We start from the raw sequence: 15,033 nt of genomic DNA on the forward strand, positions 1-15,033 counted from the left end.
TTCAAGATGCCCAAGCTCAGCCTTTTGCACTACGCGCTGATCGCCTCGGCCGGGGTGCACCTGGGCCTGGGAACGTTGAAGCTGGTCGCGCCGGAGCAGTTCGACCGGATCTTCCAGGACGAGCCGCTCGAGGTGATCCTCGTCAACGCGCGCGGCCAGGAAGCGCCGTCCAAGGCCCAGGCGCTCGCGCAGGCCAACCTGGCCGGCGGCGGCGAAATGTCCGCCAACGTGCGGGCGACCTCGCCGCTGGCGCCCTCGCCGATCGAGGAGACCGGCGACAGCATCGAGCTCCAGAAGAGCCAGATCCAGCAGTTGCAGCAGGCGCAGGAACAGCTGCTGACCGTGCTGCGCCGGCAGCTGGCCATGCTGCCGCCGCCGGATCCCGCGCGGGAGAAGAGCACCGCCGAGGGCCGCCAGATCGCCGAACACCGCCGGCAGCTTGTCCAGACGCTGGCCGAGATCGAGAAGCGCGTGAACACCGAGAACGCGCGGCCGAAGAAGCGCTATGTGAGTCCCGCCACGCGCGAGACCGTGCATGCGCTCTATTACGACCAGCTGCGTCGTCGGATCGAGGCGCGCGGCACGCGCGACTTCCCCAGCTACCAGGGCCGCAAGCTCTACGGCGAGCTCACGATGAACATCCAGGTCGACTACCGCGGCCGCGTCGTCGAGACGGAGATCGTCCAGGGCTCGGGCAACGCGGTGCTGGACCGCCGCGCCGTCGCCATCGTGCGGGCGAGCGGGCCGTTCGGGCAGTTCACGTCGGAGATGCGGCGCGGCGCGGAGGTCCTCGTGATGACCTTCCGCTTCCGGTTCAACCGCGATGAAAGCGTGGAGACGACGCTCAGCTCCCGACCGTCCTGAGCGTCAACACGTCGGTCGTCCTGTTTCCATGGAACTGTCATGAGCGTTGATCCATCCGCATCGACTTCCGGCCCGGCCTCCAAGCCGACTTCCCCTGAGAGCGCCGGCGTCGACCGCTACGTGGTCGCCGGCAATCCGGTGGCGCACAGCCGTTCCCCCGAGATCCATGCCACCTTCGCCGCGCAGACCGGCCAGTCGCTGGTCTATGAGCGGCTGCTCTGCCCGCTCGAGGGTTTCGAGGCGTCGATCCGTGCGTTCGTCGCCGCCGGCGGTCGCGGCTGCAATGTCACCGTGCCGTTCAAGTTCGAAGCCTTCCGGTTGGCCGCACGCAGGACGCCGCGCGCGCAACTGGCCGGCGCGGTCAACACCTTCCGCTTCGACGATGCGTCGGCGGGCGGCTGGCTCGGCGACAACACCGACGGCGCCGGTCTCCTCGCCGACATCGAGCGCAATGCCGCGCGTCCGCTGCAGGGTCAGCGCGTGCTGCTGATCGGCGCCGGCGGCGCGTCGGCGGGCGTGCTCGGCAGTCTGATCACCGGGCGACCGGCGGTGATCCGCATCATCAACCGCAACGCCGACAAGGCTCTGGCGCTCGCCGACAGCCATCGCGCCTGGGCCGCCGAGCACGGCGTGCGCCTGAGCGCCGGGGGCCTCGACGAGGCCGCGCCCGACGGCCGGCACGACGTGCTGATCAATGGCACCAGCGCCTCGCTCAGCGGCGCCGGCCTCCCGCTGCCCGATCCGGAGGCGTTGGTGCTCGCGCGCGGCGGTCTGGCTGTCGACATGATGTATGGCCCGTCCGCGATGCCGTTCCTGAATTGGGCGGCCGATCAAGCCGGCCCCGGCGGCGCGACGCGCGACGGCCTGGGCATGCTGGTCGAGCAGGCTGCCGAAGCCTTCCTCCTCTGGCGCGGCGTGCGCCCCGACAGCGCGACCGTGCTCGCGGACCTCCGCCAGCGGCTGGTCGCCCACTGAGGCCTCGAGGCATGAAACAGTTCTGGCGCTTCGCCGGGATGCTGCTGGTCAGCGTCCTCTGCCTGCAGCTCTTCTTCGCGGCGCGCATCGCGCTGATGGCGGTCGTGTCGCCGCAGTCGACGACCTTCCAGCGCTCAGAAGCGATGCGGCTGCTGCGCGAGAAGCATCAGATCCTCTGGTCCCAGCAGTGGGTCGACGACGCCCTGATCAGCCGCAACCTCAAGCGCGCCGTGATCGCCAGCGAGGACGCCGGCTTCAACGAACACGGCGGCGTCGACTGGGACGCGCTCGAGAAGGCCTGGGACAAGAACCAGCGTGCGCAGGAGCAGGCCGACAAGCGCGCCGCACGGCTCGCCAGGATCAATCCCGCCAAGCCGCCGCCCGTTCCCAAGATCATCGGCGGGTCGACGATCTCGCAGCAGCTGGCCAAGAACCTCTTCCTGAATTCTGAGCGCAACCTGGCGCGCAAGGGCCAGGAACTGCTGCTGACGCTGATGCTGGAGGCGATGCTCAGCAAGCAGCGCATCCTGGAGATCTACCTGAACAACGTCGAGTGGGGCGAAGGCGTGTTCGGCGCCCAGGCGGCGGCGCGTCACTACTACCGCATCGACGCGTCCCGACTCGGGCCGAACCAGGCCGCCCGGTTGGCGGTGATGCTGCCGGCGCCGAAGCGGTTCGAGAAACGCCCAGGTTCGCCCTACGTGCTCGGCCGTGCTGGCACCATCGAGGCCCGGATGAACGCGGTCGAGGTACCCTGACCGCTTTTCAGGCGCTTTTGTTCGCGCCCTCCGGACCGCCCACCCCGGGCCGGGAGACCGCCATGACATCCGAACTGACGATTGAGATTGCCGCCACCGCCGCCCGGCTGGTGGTGGAGGAAGGCCTGGAATACGGCCCCGCCAAGTCCCGCGCGCTGAAGGTGCTGGGGCTGCCGCCCCGGACCGCGCTGCCCAACAACGATGAGCTCGAGGACCAGGTCCGCGAGTATCTGGACATCTTCTGCGCCGATACCCAGCCCGCCGAGTTGCAGGCGCTACGAGAACTGGCCGCCGTCTGGATGGAGCGCTTGGCGGAGTTCCGGCCGCACCTGACCGGCGCCGTCTGGCGCGGCACGGCGACGCGGCTGTCCCACATCCACCTGCAGCTGTATTGCGATGACAGCAAATCGGCGGAGATCGCGCTGCTGAACCAGGGCATCGATTTCGACGTCGGCCAGTCGCGCAATGCGAAGGGCGAGACGGTGGACCAGCTGATCCTCGACGCGCCCTGTCGCGCGCTGAACGAACGCGTCGCGATCGCCCTGACCATCCTGGACCATGACGATCTGCGCGGCGGGCTCAAGCCCGATGCCCGTGGCCGGACCGAACGCGGTGACCTCGGTGCGCTGCGCCAACTGATGAATTCGAAGGACGACTGAATGCAACGACGCGCTGTTCTGGGATTGGGCGCCGCTGGCCTGGTGGCGGCAGGCGCGGGCACGTATCTCGCCCTGCATCATGAAAAGCAGGCGGCGGAAGGCGGCCCGGGAGGCGGCGCGCCGTCCGGCCCGTTGTCGGCGGAAGCTGCGGCGTTCTGGAATGCCAGCTTCGACACCCTCGATCAGCAGACCTATCAGCCGGCCGCGCATTTGCGCGGCAAGCCGCTGCTGCTGAATTTCTGGGCAACGTGGTGCGCGCCCTGCGTCAAGGAGCTGCCTGAGATCAACCAATTCCACGACGAGTTCAGCGCGCAGGGTTGGCAGGTGCTCGGTCTGGCCGTCGACGCGCCGACGCCGGTGCGAGGATTCCTGGAGAAGATCCCGCTGAAGTTCCCCGTGGCGCTGGCGGGATTCACTGGCACTGATCTCTCGAAGACCTTGGGCAACGCCAAGGGCGGTCTGCCATTTACCGTCGCCTTCGGTATCCAAGGGGAACCGATCTGGCGCAAACTGGGTGCGACGAATCTTGAGGAACTGCGCGCGATGGCGCGCGCCAGCAAAGTCTGACCCCGGGTCAACCCCTAGAAGCGGCGGTCCGCAGCCATAGCGACCGCCCCAGGGCCGGTCAAGCTCTTTATTTTTGGGCTGCTGCCGGGATCTGGTCTCAAAACGCGTAAAGTCCACCCTTTTACGCTTCTAGTGTCTTCGCTCTAATTGGCGGGACCGGTCGCTGAATGCAAGTCCTGGTACTACACGGCCCCAACCTCAATCTGCTCGGCACCCGCGAGCCTGGGGTGTATGGCGCGACCACTTTGGCGGAGATCGATACAGATCTTCGCCAGATCGCGCAGGAAGCCGGCGTAGCTCTGGAGAGCTATCAGAGCAACCATGAAGGTGCGCTGGTAGACCGCATTCAGGCGGCGGGTCGCGATGGAACGCGCTTCATCCTGATCAATCCGGCGGCCTACACCCACACCAGCGTCGCGATCCGCGATGCGCTGGCGGCGGTGGCGCTGCCGTTCGTCGAGGTGCACCTGTCCAATATCCACAAGCGCGAGCCGTTCAGGCATCACAGCTACCTGTCGGCGCTCGCGGAGGGCGTCATCTGCGGCCTGGGCCCGACCGGTTACCGGCTGGCGCTGCAGTTCGCGATCCAGCAGTTGAGCCGGCCAGCCTCGTCCACCTGAGCGCCGCGGTCCGTCGATCCCCGTCGCGGACCGGAAGACATCACCGAAGATCACCACCGATCACCGATCCCCGTTGGAGAGTTCTTATGGATTTGCGCAAGCTCAAGACCCTGATCGACCTCGTGTCCGAGTCGAACATTTCTGAACTTGAAATCACCGAGGCCGATGGCAAGGTGCGCATCGTCAAGTCCGATGGCCAGCCCCTCGTGGCCGCCATGCCCGTGATGCAGGCCGCGCCGCAGGTGGCCGCCCAACCGGTCGCGGCCCAGCCGGCCGCCGCCGCGGCGCCCGTCGCCGCTCCGGCGCCGGCCGTCGAGACCGGTCACATCGTGAAGTCGCCGATGGTCGGCACCTTCTACCGCGCGTCCAGCCCGAATGCCAAGCCGTTCGCCGAAATCGGCCAGCAGGTCAAGGAAGGCGACGCCATCTGCATCATCGAGGCGATGAAGATCATGAACGAGATCGAGGCCGACAAGTCCGGCACGATCGTCAAGATCCTGGCCGAGAACGGCCAGCCGGTGGAATACGGCCAGTCGCTGATCGTCATCGAGTAAGGCGGTCCGAGATGTTCAAGAAGATCCTCATCGCGAATCGCGGGGACAAGGCCGCAGGCCTTGCGGCGAAGCCACAGCGCAGTCCGCGCGCAGCGCGGCAACGCAGTTGAGCCGAGGCGCAGATGTTTAAAAAGATCCTGATCGCCAATCGAGGCGAAATTGCGTTGCGCATCCAGCGCGCGTGTCGCGAGCTGGGCGTGAAGTCGGTCGTCGTGTATTCGGAAGCGGACCGCGACGCGAAGTACGTGAAGCTGGCCGACGAGGCCGTCTGCATCGGCCCCGCGCCGTCCGCGCAGAGCTACCTGTCGATGCCGGCCATCATCGCGACGGCCGAAGTCACCGACGCCGAGGCGATCCACCCCGGTTACGGCTTCCTGTCCGAGAACGCCGACTTCGCCGAACGCGTCGAACGCAGCGGCTTCACCTTCATCGGCCCGACCCCGGAGAACATCCGGACCATGGGCGACAAGGTCTCGGCCAAGCAGGCCATGATCAAGGCCGGCGTGCCCTGCGTGCCCGGCTCCGAGGGCGCCCTGCCGGATGACCCGAAGGAGATCGTCCGCATCGCCCGCGCGATCGGCTATCCGGTCATCATCAAGGCGGCCGGCGGCGGCGGCGGACGCGGCATGCGCGTCGTCCACACCGAGGCCGCCCTGGTCAACGCGGTGCAGATGACCAAGGCCGAAGCGGCCGCGGCCTTCGGCAATCCGCAGGTCTACATGGAGAAGTTCCTGGAGCATCCGCGCCACGTGGAGATCCAGGTGCTGGCCGACGGGCAGAAGAACGCCGTCTGGCTGGGCGAACGCGACTGCTCGATGCAGCGCCGCCACCAGAAGATCATCGAGGAAGCGCCGGCGCCCGGCATCCCGCGCCGCCTGATCGAGCGCGTGGGCGACCGCTGCGCCGCCGCGTGCAAGAAGATGGGCTACCGCGGCGCGGGCACCTTCGAGTTCCTGTACGAGGACGGCGAGTTCTACTTCATCGAGATGAACACCCGCGTGCAGGTCGAGCACCCCGTGACGGAGCTGGTGACCGGCATCGACATCGTGCAGATGCAGATCCGCATCGCCGCCGGCGAGAAGCTCCCCTTCACGCAGCGCAACATCACGATGCGCGGCCACTCGATCGAGTGCCGCATCAACGCGGAAGATCCGGTCAAGTTCATCCCGTCGCCGGGCCGCATCACGATGTGGCACCCGCCGGGCGGCCCGGGCGTGCGCGTGGACTCGCATGCGTACACCAACTACTTCGTGCCGCCGAACTACGACTCGATGATCGGCAAGATCATCGTCCACGGCGACACCCGCGAGCAGGCCCTGGCCCGCATGCGGATCGCGCTGTCGGAGACCGTCATCGAAGGCATCCAGACCAACATCCCGCTGCACCGCGAGCTGATGGCCGATGCGAAGTTCATCGAGGGTGGCACCGACATCCATTACCTCGAACAATGGATGGCGGCGCATAAACGTTGACCACCCCGACCGGCTTCGCCGGCCCCTCAAGGGGCGAGCCCGGTGGCCTGGAAAAGCCAGTTCCACGGGCTCCGCCGGGTCCACACCCAAGCGAAGCTGGCACGGATCGTTGAGCGACAATACCGAGGCCCTCAGGCGTGGACGCGAGTCCGCCTTGAGGGCTTCTCCATTTCAGAAGTCCACCGAAGTCCCGGAGCCGCCATGAGCGAAGACCACGCCAACGATCCCCTGCTGCACGAGCTCGTGCTCATCTGCCGCGAAGAGGACGTCGAGACCGTCAGCGACGCGCTGATGGAGGTGGACTCGCTGGCCGTGTCGGTCGAGGACGCCGACGCCGACACGCCCGCCGAACGCGCGCTGTTCGGCGAACCCGGCATGCCGGCGCCGCGCGCGGGTTGGGATCGTTCGGTCGTGAAGGCACTGTTCGCCACCGAAGAGGAGGCGACCGAGGCCGCGACGCTGCTGCTCGCGCAGGACTGGGCGGAGGACGTGCACGTCCAATCGATCCAGACGATCGCGCAGCAGGACTGGGTCCGGCTGACGCAGTCGCAGTTCGCGCCGGTCGAGATCACGCCGGAGTTCTGGATCGTGCCGTCCTGGCACGAAGCGCCCGCGCAGGCGAAGCAGGTGATGCGGCTCGATCCGGGCCTGGCCTTCGGCACCGGCACGCATCCGACGACGCGCATGTGCCTGCGCTGGATCGCGCGCCACGGCGCCGAGGCGGCCGGTTGGGATCGCGTGCTCGACTACGGCTGCGGCTCGGGGATCCTCGCGATCGCCGCCGGTCTGTTCGGCGCGAAGGCCATCGACGCCGTCGACATCGACCCGGCCGCGTTGATCGCTTCGACGCAGAACGCCAAGGACAACGGCGTGACGCTGAACGCCGCGATGCCGGACGCCGCCCGGGGCGAGTACCCGGTCGTGCTCGCCAACATCCTGGCGACGCCGCTGAAGCTGCTGGCGCCGCTGCTGTGCAACCACCTGCGCCCCGGCGCGCACCTGGTGCTGGCCGGCATCCTCGAGCGCCAGGCCGATGAGTTGAAGACGGCCTACGCGCCGCATGTCCAGCTCGAGGTCGCGGACAGCGAGGACGGCTGGATCCTGATGACCGCGCGACGCGCGGTCTGACGACGACAACCCAGCCCCCGCCGCCTCACCACCGCCCCATCCACCGCCGACCCGCCGCCCGCCAGCCCCGATGAACAGCCGGTTCTCCGCCTTCGCCCACCCGGTGACCGAGTGTCAATCTGGGGGTGTTCGCGGCAAGGACTGACCCTGCTTCGTGGCATCATCGCGTCCATGAATCTCGCGACCCGCTGCACGACCTGCGGCACCATCTTCCGGGTGGTGCAGGACCAGCTGCGCGTCTCCGAGGGCTGGGTCCGCTGCGGCCGTTGCGCCGAGGTGTTCGACGCGCGCGAGCAGTTGTTCGACCTCGAGCGCGACAGCCCGCCGCCCTGGCCGCCGCTGAGCGCACCGGCCGAACCCGCGCCGATCGAGCGTCGCCCGTCCCCGCCCGCCCCCACGCCGCCTGCGCCGTCCTACGCGCCTCATCCGAGCGACTTCGCACCGAGCCGCCCCGCTCCCTTGCCGCCGCCCGCGCCGGTCTTCGCACCGGAGCCGCCGTCCCACCATCAAGCGCCGCGCGACAGCGGCTGGATGGCCGCCGACGACGAGTCGCTGAACCCCTTCGCGCCGCCGCGTCGCATGCCCGACGAGGAGCCGACGGATGACGTCGTCGACGCACGCTTCCAGGCGTCGACATCGCGCTTCGACGAGCCTTCGTTCGAGGCGCGCCGCGAGCCCTTCCTCGAAGCGCCAGCCGTTCCCGATCCCCGCGAGGATCTCCCCGAACCGAAGGGCATGCGCTTCGAAGAGGACGAGCTGCCGCCGCCGATGATCGACGACGACGAGCGTCCGGACGTGACACTCGCACTGAGTCCCGCGACCGCGGCGCAGTTGCGCGCGGGCGAGCTGTCGCCAGGCCAGGAGCCGTCACTCGAGCCGAGCTCTTCGATGATGGCGGCGGACGAAGACACGATCACCGACGCCAAGCGCGCCGCGAAGTCGGCCAAGATCGCGGCGAGGAAGGCCGCCAAGGAAGCAGCAAGACAAGCGACGAAGAAACCCGCCAAGCCGCGCCGCGGGTGGTCGCTGTTCAGCCGTCGGAGCGAGCGCACGACGACGGAAAGCCCAGAGACGACGATGACGGTGCTCGCCGCCGAGTCCGAGTTGATGGCCGCCCGCGCGGCAATGGCTGACGCGGCCTCCGCGCAGGGCTCGCCGAGCGTGATGCCGGATCAGTTGCCGAGCTTCATGCGCCAGGCTGAAGCGGCACGCCGCTGGAGCCGCCCCGGCGTGCGCATCGCCCTCGGCGGCACGGCCACGGTGCTGGCGCTCGGACTGATGGGCCAACTGCTGTGGCATGCGCGCGAAGCGATCGCCGCACAGTACCCGGACGCCAAACCGGTGCTGGTCTCCGTCGCGCAGGCAATGGGCCAGGAGATCAAGCCCTGGCAGCACATCGAGGCCCTCAGCGTCGAGAGCAGCAGCCTCAATCCGGCCGGCGCCGGCAACCACTACCGTTTCAGCATCAGCCTGCGCAACCGCAGCAACTGGGAAGTCGCGCAACCGTGGGTGGACCTGAGCCTGACCGACGCGAGCGGCGTGCTCGTCGTGCGCCGGATGCTGTCGCCGACGGAGATGCAGGCCGGGCGCACGGCACTGCCCGGGGGCGCGGACCAGCAGCTGCAGCTGGTCTTCGACAGCGGCACGCAGAAGATCAGCGGCTATTCCGTCGAGCTGTTCTATCCCTGAGCGCGCCGCAGGCCCCGCTCCATCCTCCCAGGGCGCCTTCGGCGCCCTTCGCTTTTGTGGCGTCCTTGCGGGAGCCCAAAAGAAAAAACCCGGCGTGAGCCGGGTTTCGGGAGAGGACCGGACCCGAAGGCCCGGTCATCGTTCAAGCTCAGGGCTTGTTGCCGGTCGGGAAGGGCCACGCGGCTTGCGGGCTCAGCGCGGTCTTCGCGGCAGGCGCCGGAGCAGCGGCAGGCTTCGCGGCAGGGGCAGCGGCAGGCTTGGCGGCAGCCTTCTTCGGAGCAGCAGCCTTCTTGGCGGCCGGCTTCGCAGCAGGCTTGGCGGCGGCCTTCGGAGCAGCCTTCTTCGGAGCAGCGGCCTTCTTCGCCGGAGCAGCAGCCTTCTTCGCGGCGGGCTTCGCAGCCTTGGCCTTGATCGGGGGCTTCTTGGCGGCGGCGACCTTCTTGGCCGGTGCAGCCTTCTTGGCGGCAGCAACCTTCTTCGCCGGTGCAGCCTTCTTCGCTGCAACCTTCTTCGCCGGAGCCGCCTTCTTCGCGGCAGCAGCCTTCTTCGCCGGAGCGGCCTTCTTTGCCGGAGCAGCCTTCTTCGCCGCAGCGACCTTCTTCGCCGGCGCAGCCTTCTTGGCCGGAGCGGCCTTCTTGGCGGCCGGAGCCTTCTTGGCCGGAGCGGCCTTCTTCGCGGCCGGAGCCTTCTTCACGGCGGCCTTCTTGGCCGGAGCCGACTTCTTGGCCGGAGCGGCCTTCTTCGCAGTTGCCATTTCAGTTCTCCTTGATCAAGTGGAAATAGCCCTGCCCGTCATCAACCGGTTGATGCCGGTGCAGGTATTCACCGCCCACGACTCGCGGGAGTTGCGATCCGCGGTGCGGTGAATCGGGGTGCGATGCGCTCGAGCCGCTTCTGCGTCGGTCTCAAAGTGCATCGCCAAGCTTGATCTCTTCTTCAATAAACAATGCTCGGAGGTCGCTCCGCCTGGAACTCAGTCCCAGGACAGGGCGCCGCCCGATTGGTATTCGATCACTCTCGTCTCGAAGAAGTTGCGTTCCTTCTTCAGGTCAATCATTTCGCTCATCCACGGGAACGGGTTTTCCTCGTTCGGGAAAAGCGGCTCCAGGCCGATCTGCGTCGCACGGCGATTCGCGATGTAGCGCAGGTAGCCCTTGAACATGGCCGCGTTCAGACCCAGCACGCCGCGCGGCATGGTGTCCTCGGCGTAGCGGTACTCGAGCTCCACGGCCTTCTGGAACAGCGCCTTGATCTCCGCGCGGAATTCAGGCGTCCACAGGTGCGGGTTCTCGAGCTTGATCTGGTTGATCAGGTCGATGCCGAAGTTGCAGTGCATCGACTCGTCGCGCAGGATGTACTGGTACTGCTCGGCCGCGCCGGTCATCTTGTTCTGGCGACCCAGCGCCAGGATCTGCGTGAAGCCGACGTAGAAGAACAGGCCTTCCATCAGGCAGGCGAAGACGATCAGCGACTTCAGCAGCGTCTGGTCGTTCTCCGGCGTGCCGGTGACGAAGTTGGGATCCATGATCGCGTCGATGAACGGGATCAGGAATTCGTCCTTGTCGCGGATCGACTTCACCTCGTGATAGGCGTTGAAGATCTCGCTCTCGTCCAGGCCCAGCGACTCGACGATGTACTGGTACGCGTGCGTGTGGATCGCTTCCTCGAAGGCCTGGCGCAGCAGGAACTGGCGAGCCTCGGGCGCCGTGATGTGGCGGTAGGTGCCCAGCACGATGTTGTTGGCGGCCAGCGAATCGGCGGTGACGAAGAAGCCCAGATTGCGCTTGATCAGGCGGCGCTCGTCGTCGGTCAGACCGTTCGGGTCCTTCCACAACGCGATGTCGCGCGACATGTTCACTTCCTGCGGCATCCAATGGTTCGCGCAGGTGGCGAGGTACTTCTCCCACGCCCACTTGTACTTGAACGGCACCAGCTGATTGACGTCGGTCTGGCCGTTGATGATGCGCTTGTCGGCGACGTTCACGCGGCGCTCGCTCGCGGTGCTGGTCGTCGATTCAGAAGAGGACACCGAGCCAGCCGCGGCGGTGGCGGCATCACGCGCGACGGCGGGCGTCGCTGCGTGGATCGATGCGCCCGACTGCGGCGCGTTGCTCGAGGATTTACGGTCTTCTTCCCAAACCAGCATGGTGGTCTTCCTATGGTCGCGGATTATCGGAGTGTTGTGTTCAAACACAAAGGACTTCTTGACTTTGACGCCGCTTCGCTGTTGCTGGTCCGCATCGCATTGGTGGCGTGGGACCGTGTGCTGCGCGCCTTCTGATGAGCGCGGCGGGGCGTCGTATCAAGCGTTCATCGATCGTCGGCAAGCGTCGCGGAAAAAACCGTCGATCGCCGCAAACATCGATGAACACTCGCATCGCGAGCGTCGGAGGTGCCGGCGCATGACGCCGACACCTCCTGTTTCGATTACTGGCAGGCCTCGCAACCGGGGTCGTCGATCGCGCAGAACGTGACGTCGGTGGCCGGCGTCGCATTCCCCAGTTCCGGCGCCGCCGATGCAGCGATCGGAGCGACGACGATCGGTGCCGCCGCGACCGGCGCGGCGCTCACGCCGCTGCCGCCGCTGCTCACCGAGTTGAGCTGACCGGCGTTCTGCACCGTGCTCTTCTCGGCGTGCGTCGCACCCATCGTGCGGAGGTAGTAGGTGGTCTTCAGACCGCGCTGCCACGCCAGCTTGTAGGTGTCGTCCAGGCGCTTGCCCGACGCGCCGGCCATGTAGATGTTCAGGCTCTGCGCCTGGTCGATCCACTTCTGACGGCGCGCGGCGGCTTCCACCAGCCACACGGTGTCGACTTCGAACGCGGTCGCGTAGAGCTGCTTGAGCTCTTCAGGCACGCGGTCGATGCGGCGCAGCGAACCGTCGAAGTGCTTGAGGTCCATGACCATCACGTCGTCCCACAGGCCCAGCTTCTTGAGGTCGCGGACCAGGTGCTCGTTCACCACGGTGAACTCGCCCGACAGGTTGGACTTCACCGACAGGTTGCCGAAGCAGGGCTCGATCGATGCGTCGACGCCGATGATGTTGGAGATCGTCGCCGTCGGCGCGATCGCCACGCAGTTGCTGTTGCGCATGCCGTCGCGGGCGATCTTGGCGCGCAGCGCGTCCCAGTCCAGCGTCGACGAACGGTCCACGTCGACGAAGCCGCCGCGGGCTTCGGCCAGCAGGTCCAGCGAGTCGATCGGCAGGATGCCGCGGTCCCACAGCGAACCGCGATAGCTGCTGTAGCGGCCACGTTCGGCGGCCAGCTCGGTCGAGGCCCAGTACGCGTGGTAGCAGACGGCTTCCATCGAACGGTCGGCGAACTCCACCGCGGCGTCGGAGGCGTAAGGCACGCGCAGCTGGTACAGCGCGTCCTGGAAGCCCATGATGCCCAGGCCCACCGGACGGTGGCGCAGGTTCGAGTCGCGCGCCTTCTTGACCGCGTAGTAGTTGATGTCGATGACGTTGTCGAGCATGCGCATCGCCGTCGACACCGTCTTCTTCAGCTTCTCCTGGTCGATGTGGCCGTCCTTGACGTGCTGCGCCAGGTTGACGGAGCCGAGGTTGCAGACCGCGATCTCGTTGTCGTTGGTGTTCAGCGTGATCTCGGTGCACAGGTTGGACGAGTGCACCACGCCCACGTGCTGCTGCGGGCTGCGGACGTTGCAGGCGTCCTTGAACGTGATCCAGGGATGGCCGGTCTCGAACAGCATCGTCAGCATCTTGCGCCACAGGTCGCGGGCCGGCATGCGCTTGTAGAGCTTGAGCTCGCCGCGGTCGACCTTGGCTTCGTACGCCTCGTAGGCGGTCTGGAAGGCCTTGCCGAACAGGTCGTGCAGGTCCGGGCAGGTCGACGGGCTGAACAGCGTCCAGTCGCCGCCCTCGATGACGCGCTTCATGAACAGATCGGGAATCCAGTTCGCCGTGTTCATGTCGTGCGTGCGGCGGCGGTCGTCGCCGGTGTTCTTGCGCAGCTCGAGGAATTCCTCGATGTCCAGATGCCACGTCTCCAGATAAGCGCAGACGGCGCCCTTGCGCTTGCCGCCCTGGTTCACGGCGACGGCCGTGTCGTTGACCACCTTCAGGAACGGGACCACGCCTTGCGACTTGCCGTTCGTGCCCTTGATGTGCGAACCCAGCGCGCGGACCGGCGTCCAGTCGTTGCCCAGGCCGCCGGCGAACTTCGACAGCAGCGCGTTTTCCTTCAGCGCTTCATAGATGCCGTCCAGGTCGTCGGCCACCGTCGTCAGGTAGCAGCTCGACAGCTGCGAGCGGCGCGTGCCGGCGTTGAACAGCGTCGGCGTGGAGCTCATGAAGTCGAAGGTCGACAGGACTTCGTAGAACTCGATGGCGCGGGCTTCGCGGTCGATCTCGCCCAGGGCCAGGCCCATCGCGACGCGCATGAAGAACGCCTGCGGCAGTTCGATGCGGGTGCCGTCGACGTGCAGGAAGTAGCGGTCGAACAGCGTCTGCAGGCCCAGGTAGTCGAACTGCAGGTCGCGTTCGGCCTTCAGCGCGGCGCCCAGCCTGGCCAGGTCGTACTGCTGCAGCTTCTCGTCGAGCAGCTCGGCCTGCACGCCCTTCTTGATGAAGCCGGGGAAGTAGTCGGCGTACTTGGTGGCCATCTCGGCCTGCGTCGCGTCCTCGCCCAGGATCTCGCGGCGGATCGTGTGCATCAGCAGACGCGCGGTGGCGCGCGTGTAGCCGGGGTCCTTCTCGATCAGCGTGCGGGCGGCCAGGATGGCGGCCTTGTAGACCTCGTCGATCGGCACGCCGTCGTACAGGTTGCGCTTCGTTTCGGCCAGGATCGGGTCCGGCTTGACGTCGGCGCCCAGGTTCTCGCAGCTCGACGCGATCAGCGCGGCCAGCTTGTTCAGGTCGAGCGGAACGCGCACGCCGTTCTCGGTCACCGAGATGCCGGACTCCAGCACGGCGGCCTGCTGCTGTTCACCCTGGCGGGCACGCTCCTGCGTGCGGCGCTCGCGGTACAGCACGTAGGCGCGCGCCACTTCATGGTGACCGCCGCGCATCAGCGCCAGCTCGACGTGGTCCTGCACGTCCTCGATGTGGAAGGTGCCGCCGGCCGGACGCGAGCGCAGCAGGCCGCGGGTCACGGAGTCGGTCAGCGCGTCGACGGTCTCGCGCACGCTCGCGGAGGCGGCGCCGCTGGTGCCGTGCACCGCGAGGAACGCCTTCATCATCGCCACCGCCACCTTGCTCGGCTCGAAGTGCACCACCGCGCCGTTGCGGCGGATGATCTGGTGCTGCGGGAAGCTGGCCGAAGCGGCGGCGGACTCGCGGGGAGCCTGCGCCAGGCCCGTTTCAGCGGTCGGTGTGGCGGCGACTGTCTGCATGGGATCCTCGTTCTGGTCTGGAAAACAAAAAATGCTGCGCCCGGCCCGGCTTTTCCGAAGGGCCAAACGATCAGGGGGTCAGGTGGTGCTCGCGATGCTGAAGATGCGCCTTGGCTTGGTGATTCCGCTCCTCCGGCTGGGGGGCCGGCACTGCGGACAAGACTTCTGATGGAGCATTCATCGCCGTGTTTGCGAAGTCAGCAGGATAGCATGCAAAACACTATATCTAGTGGTCTCCGGACCTTCAAGGAACTAGCGGTAGCGTCCTCCCCGCTTGACGTCCGCCACCCGCTGGGCTAGCCGGAAGACCTGACCCCGCACATGCCCGATGGATTCGCACATCGCGTCCGGAGCGCCAGGATCCACGCGGGCTGGCGGACCGAATGCGCTGC

General features: G+C 67.1%; 13 protein-coding genes. 10 read left to right on the top strand and 3 right to left on the bottom strand.

Features of this window, described 5'->3' with window-relative positions; all coding sequences use genetic code 11:
- Positions 1–6 precede the first annotated feature (6 nt).
- The 10 genes from AC07PR_RS18200 (at position 7) to AC07PR_RS18245 (ending at position 9,286) form a co-directional block, all read left to right on the top strand.
- Complete coding sequence (locus AC07PR_RS18200; protein ID WP_495136119.1) at positions 7–864, top strand: energy transducer TonB; 858 nt, start codon at positions 7–9, stop codon at positions 862–864.
- A 39-nt stretch (positions 865–903) separates the two neighbouring features.
- Positions 904–1,839, top strand: a complete 936-nt coding sequence (aroE, locus tag AC07PR_RS18205; protein WP_495136120.1) for a shikimate dehydrogenase — start codon at positions 904–906, stop codon at positions 1,837–1,839.
- Positions 1,840–1,850: 11 nt separating this feature from the next.
- Positions 1,851–2,597, top strand: a complete 747-nt coding sequence (locus AC07PR_RS18210; protein ID WP_495136121.1) for a transglycosylase domain-containing protein — start codon at positions 1,851–1,853, stop codon at positions 2,595–2,597.
- A 62-nt stretch (positions 2,598–2,659) separates the two neighbouring features.
- Complete coding sequence (locus tag AC07PR_RS18215) at positions 2,660–3,256, top strand: hypothetical protein (RefSeq protein WP_377160217.1); 597 nt, start codon at positions 2,660–2,662, stop codon at positions 3,254–3,256.
- Positions 3,257–3,823, top strand: a complete 567-nt coding sequence (locus AC07PR_RS18220; RefSeq protein ID WP_495136122.1) for a TlpA family protein disulfide reductase — start codon at positions 3,257–3,259, stop codon at positions 3,821–3,823.
- Between the two features lie 167 nt (positions 3,824–3,990).
- Positions 3,991–4,443: a type II 3-dehydroquinate dehydratase gene (gene aroQ, locus AC07PR_RS18225; RefSeq protein WP_377160213.1), complete on the top strand. Its 453-nt coding sequence runs from the start codon at positions 3,991–3,993 to the stop codon at positions 4,441–4,443.
- 86 nt (positions 4,444–4,529) lie between these two features.
- A complete protein-coding gene (gene accB, locus AC07PR_RS18230) occupies positions 4,530–4,997 on the top strand; it encodes an acetyl-CoA carboxylase biotin carboxyl carrier protein (RefSeq protein WP_377160211.1) in 468 nt (155 codons plus the stop codon).
- A gap of 122 nt (positions 4,998–5,119) precedes the next feature.
- Complete coding sequence (gene accC, locus AC07PR_RS18235; RefSeq protein WP_088406404.1) at positions 5,120–6,469, top strand: acetyl-CoA carboxylase biotin carboxylase subunit; 1,350 nt, start codon at positions 5,120–5,122, stop codon at positions 6,467–6,469.
- Positions 6,470–6,700: 231 nt separating this feature from the next.
- Complete coding sequence (gene prmA, locus AC07PR_RS18240; RefSeq protein WP_377161730.1) at positions 6,701–7,597, top strand: 50S ribosomal protein L11 methyltransferase; 897 nt, start codon at positions 6,701–6,703, stop codon at positions 7,595–7,597.
- Between the two features lie 171 nt (positions 7,598–7,768).
- Complete coding sequence (locus AC07PR_RS18245) at positions 7,769–9,286, top strand: zinc-ribbon and DUF3426 domain-containing protein (RefSeq protein ID WP_495136123.1); 1,518 nt, start codon at positions 7,769–7,771, stop codon at positions 9,284–9,286.
- A 148-nt stretch (positions 9,287–9,434) separates the two neighbouring features.
- Here the strand turns inward: AC07PR_RS18245 and AC07PR_RS18250 are convergent, their stop codons facing one another.
- The 3 genes from AC07PR_RS18250 to AC07PR_RS18260 form a co-directional block, all read right to left on the bottom strand.
- Positions 9,435–10,040 carry a histone gene (locus AC07PR_RS18250; RefSeq protein WP_377160206.1) on the bottom strand — a complete coding sequence of 202 codons (606 nt, stop codon included), beginning with the start codon at positions 10,038–10,040 and terminating at the stop codon, positions 9,435–9,437.
- Positions 10,041–10,259: 219 nt separating this feature from the next.
- Positions 10,260–11,432 (bottom strand): ribonucleotide-diphosphate reductase subunit beta, encoded by a 1,173-nt coding sequence (locus AC07PR_RS18255; RefSeq protein WP_377160204.1) that lies wholly within the window; start codon positions 11,430–11,432, stop codon positions 10,260–10,262.
- 281 nt (positions 11,433–11,713) lie between these two features.
- Positions 11,714–14,641, bottom strand: coding sequence for a ribonucleoside-diphosphate reductase subunit alpha (locus AC07PR_RS18260; protein WP_495136124.1), 2,928 nt, complete (start codon positions 14,639–14,641; stop codon positions 11,714–11,716).
- Positions 14,642–15,033: the final 392 nt, after the last annotated feature.

It is taken from the genome of Roseateles sp. GW821-FHT09H11 (assembly GCF_059415845.1).

What these genes read in the sequence shown, in the direction of transcription:
- AC07PR_RS18255 (WP_377160204.1), bottom strand. Translation starts at nt 11,432, where the DNA reads ATGCTGGTTTGGGAAGAAGACCGTAAATCCTCGAGCAACGCGCCGCAG.
- AC07PR_RS18260 (WP_495136124.1), bottom strand. Translation starts at nt 14,641, where the DNA reads ATGCAGACAGTCGCCGCCACACCGACCGCTGAAACGGGCCTGGCGCAG.
- AC07PR_RS18220 (WP_495136122.1), top strand. Translation starts at nt 3,257, where the DNA reads ATGCAACGACGCGCTGTTCTGGGATTGGGCGCCGCTGGCCTGGTGGCG.
- aroE (WP_495136120.1), top strand. Translation starts at nt 904, where the DNA reads ATGAGCGTTGATCCATCCGCATCGACTTCCGGCCCGGCCTCCAAGCCG.
- aroQ (WP_377160213.1), top strand. Translation starts at nt 3,991, where the DNA reads ATGCAAGTCCTGGTACTACACGGCCCCAACCTCAATCTGCTCGGCACC.
- accB (WP_377160211.1), top strand. Translation starts at nt 4,530, where the DNA reads ATGGATTTGCGCAAGCTCAAGACCCTGATCGACCTCGTGTCCGAGTCG.
- AC07PR_RS18245 (WP_495136123.1), top strand. Translation starts at nt 7,769, where the DNA reads ATGAATCTCGCGACCCGCTGCACGACCTGCGGCACCATCTTCCGGGTG.
- AC07PR_RS18215 (WP_377160217.1), top strand. Translation starts at nt 2,660, where the DNA reads ATGACATCCGAACTGACGATTGAGATTGCCGCCACCGCCGCCCGGCTG.
- AC07PR_RS18250 (WP_377160206.1), bottom strand. Translation starts at nt 10,040, where the DNA reads ATGGCAACTGCGAAGAAGGCCGCTCCGGCCAAGAAGTCGGCTCCGGCC.
- AC07PR_RS18210 (WP_495136121.1), top strand. Translation starts at nt 1,851, where the DNA reads ATGAAACAGTTCTGGCGCTTCGCCGGGATGCTGCTGGTCAGCGTCCTC.
- accC (WP_088406404.1), top strand. Translation starts at nt 5,120, where the DNA reads ATGTTTAAAAAGATCCTGATCGCCAATCGAGGCGAAATTGCGTTGCGC.
- AC07PR_RS18200 (WP_495136119.1), top strand. Translation starts at nt 7, where the DNA reads ATGCCCAAGCTCAGCCTTTTGCACTACGCGCTGATCGCCTCGGCCGGG.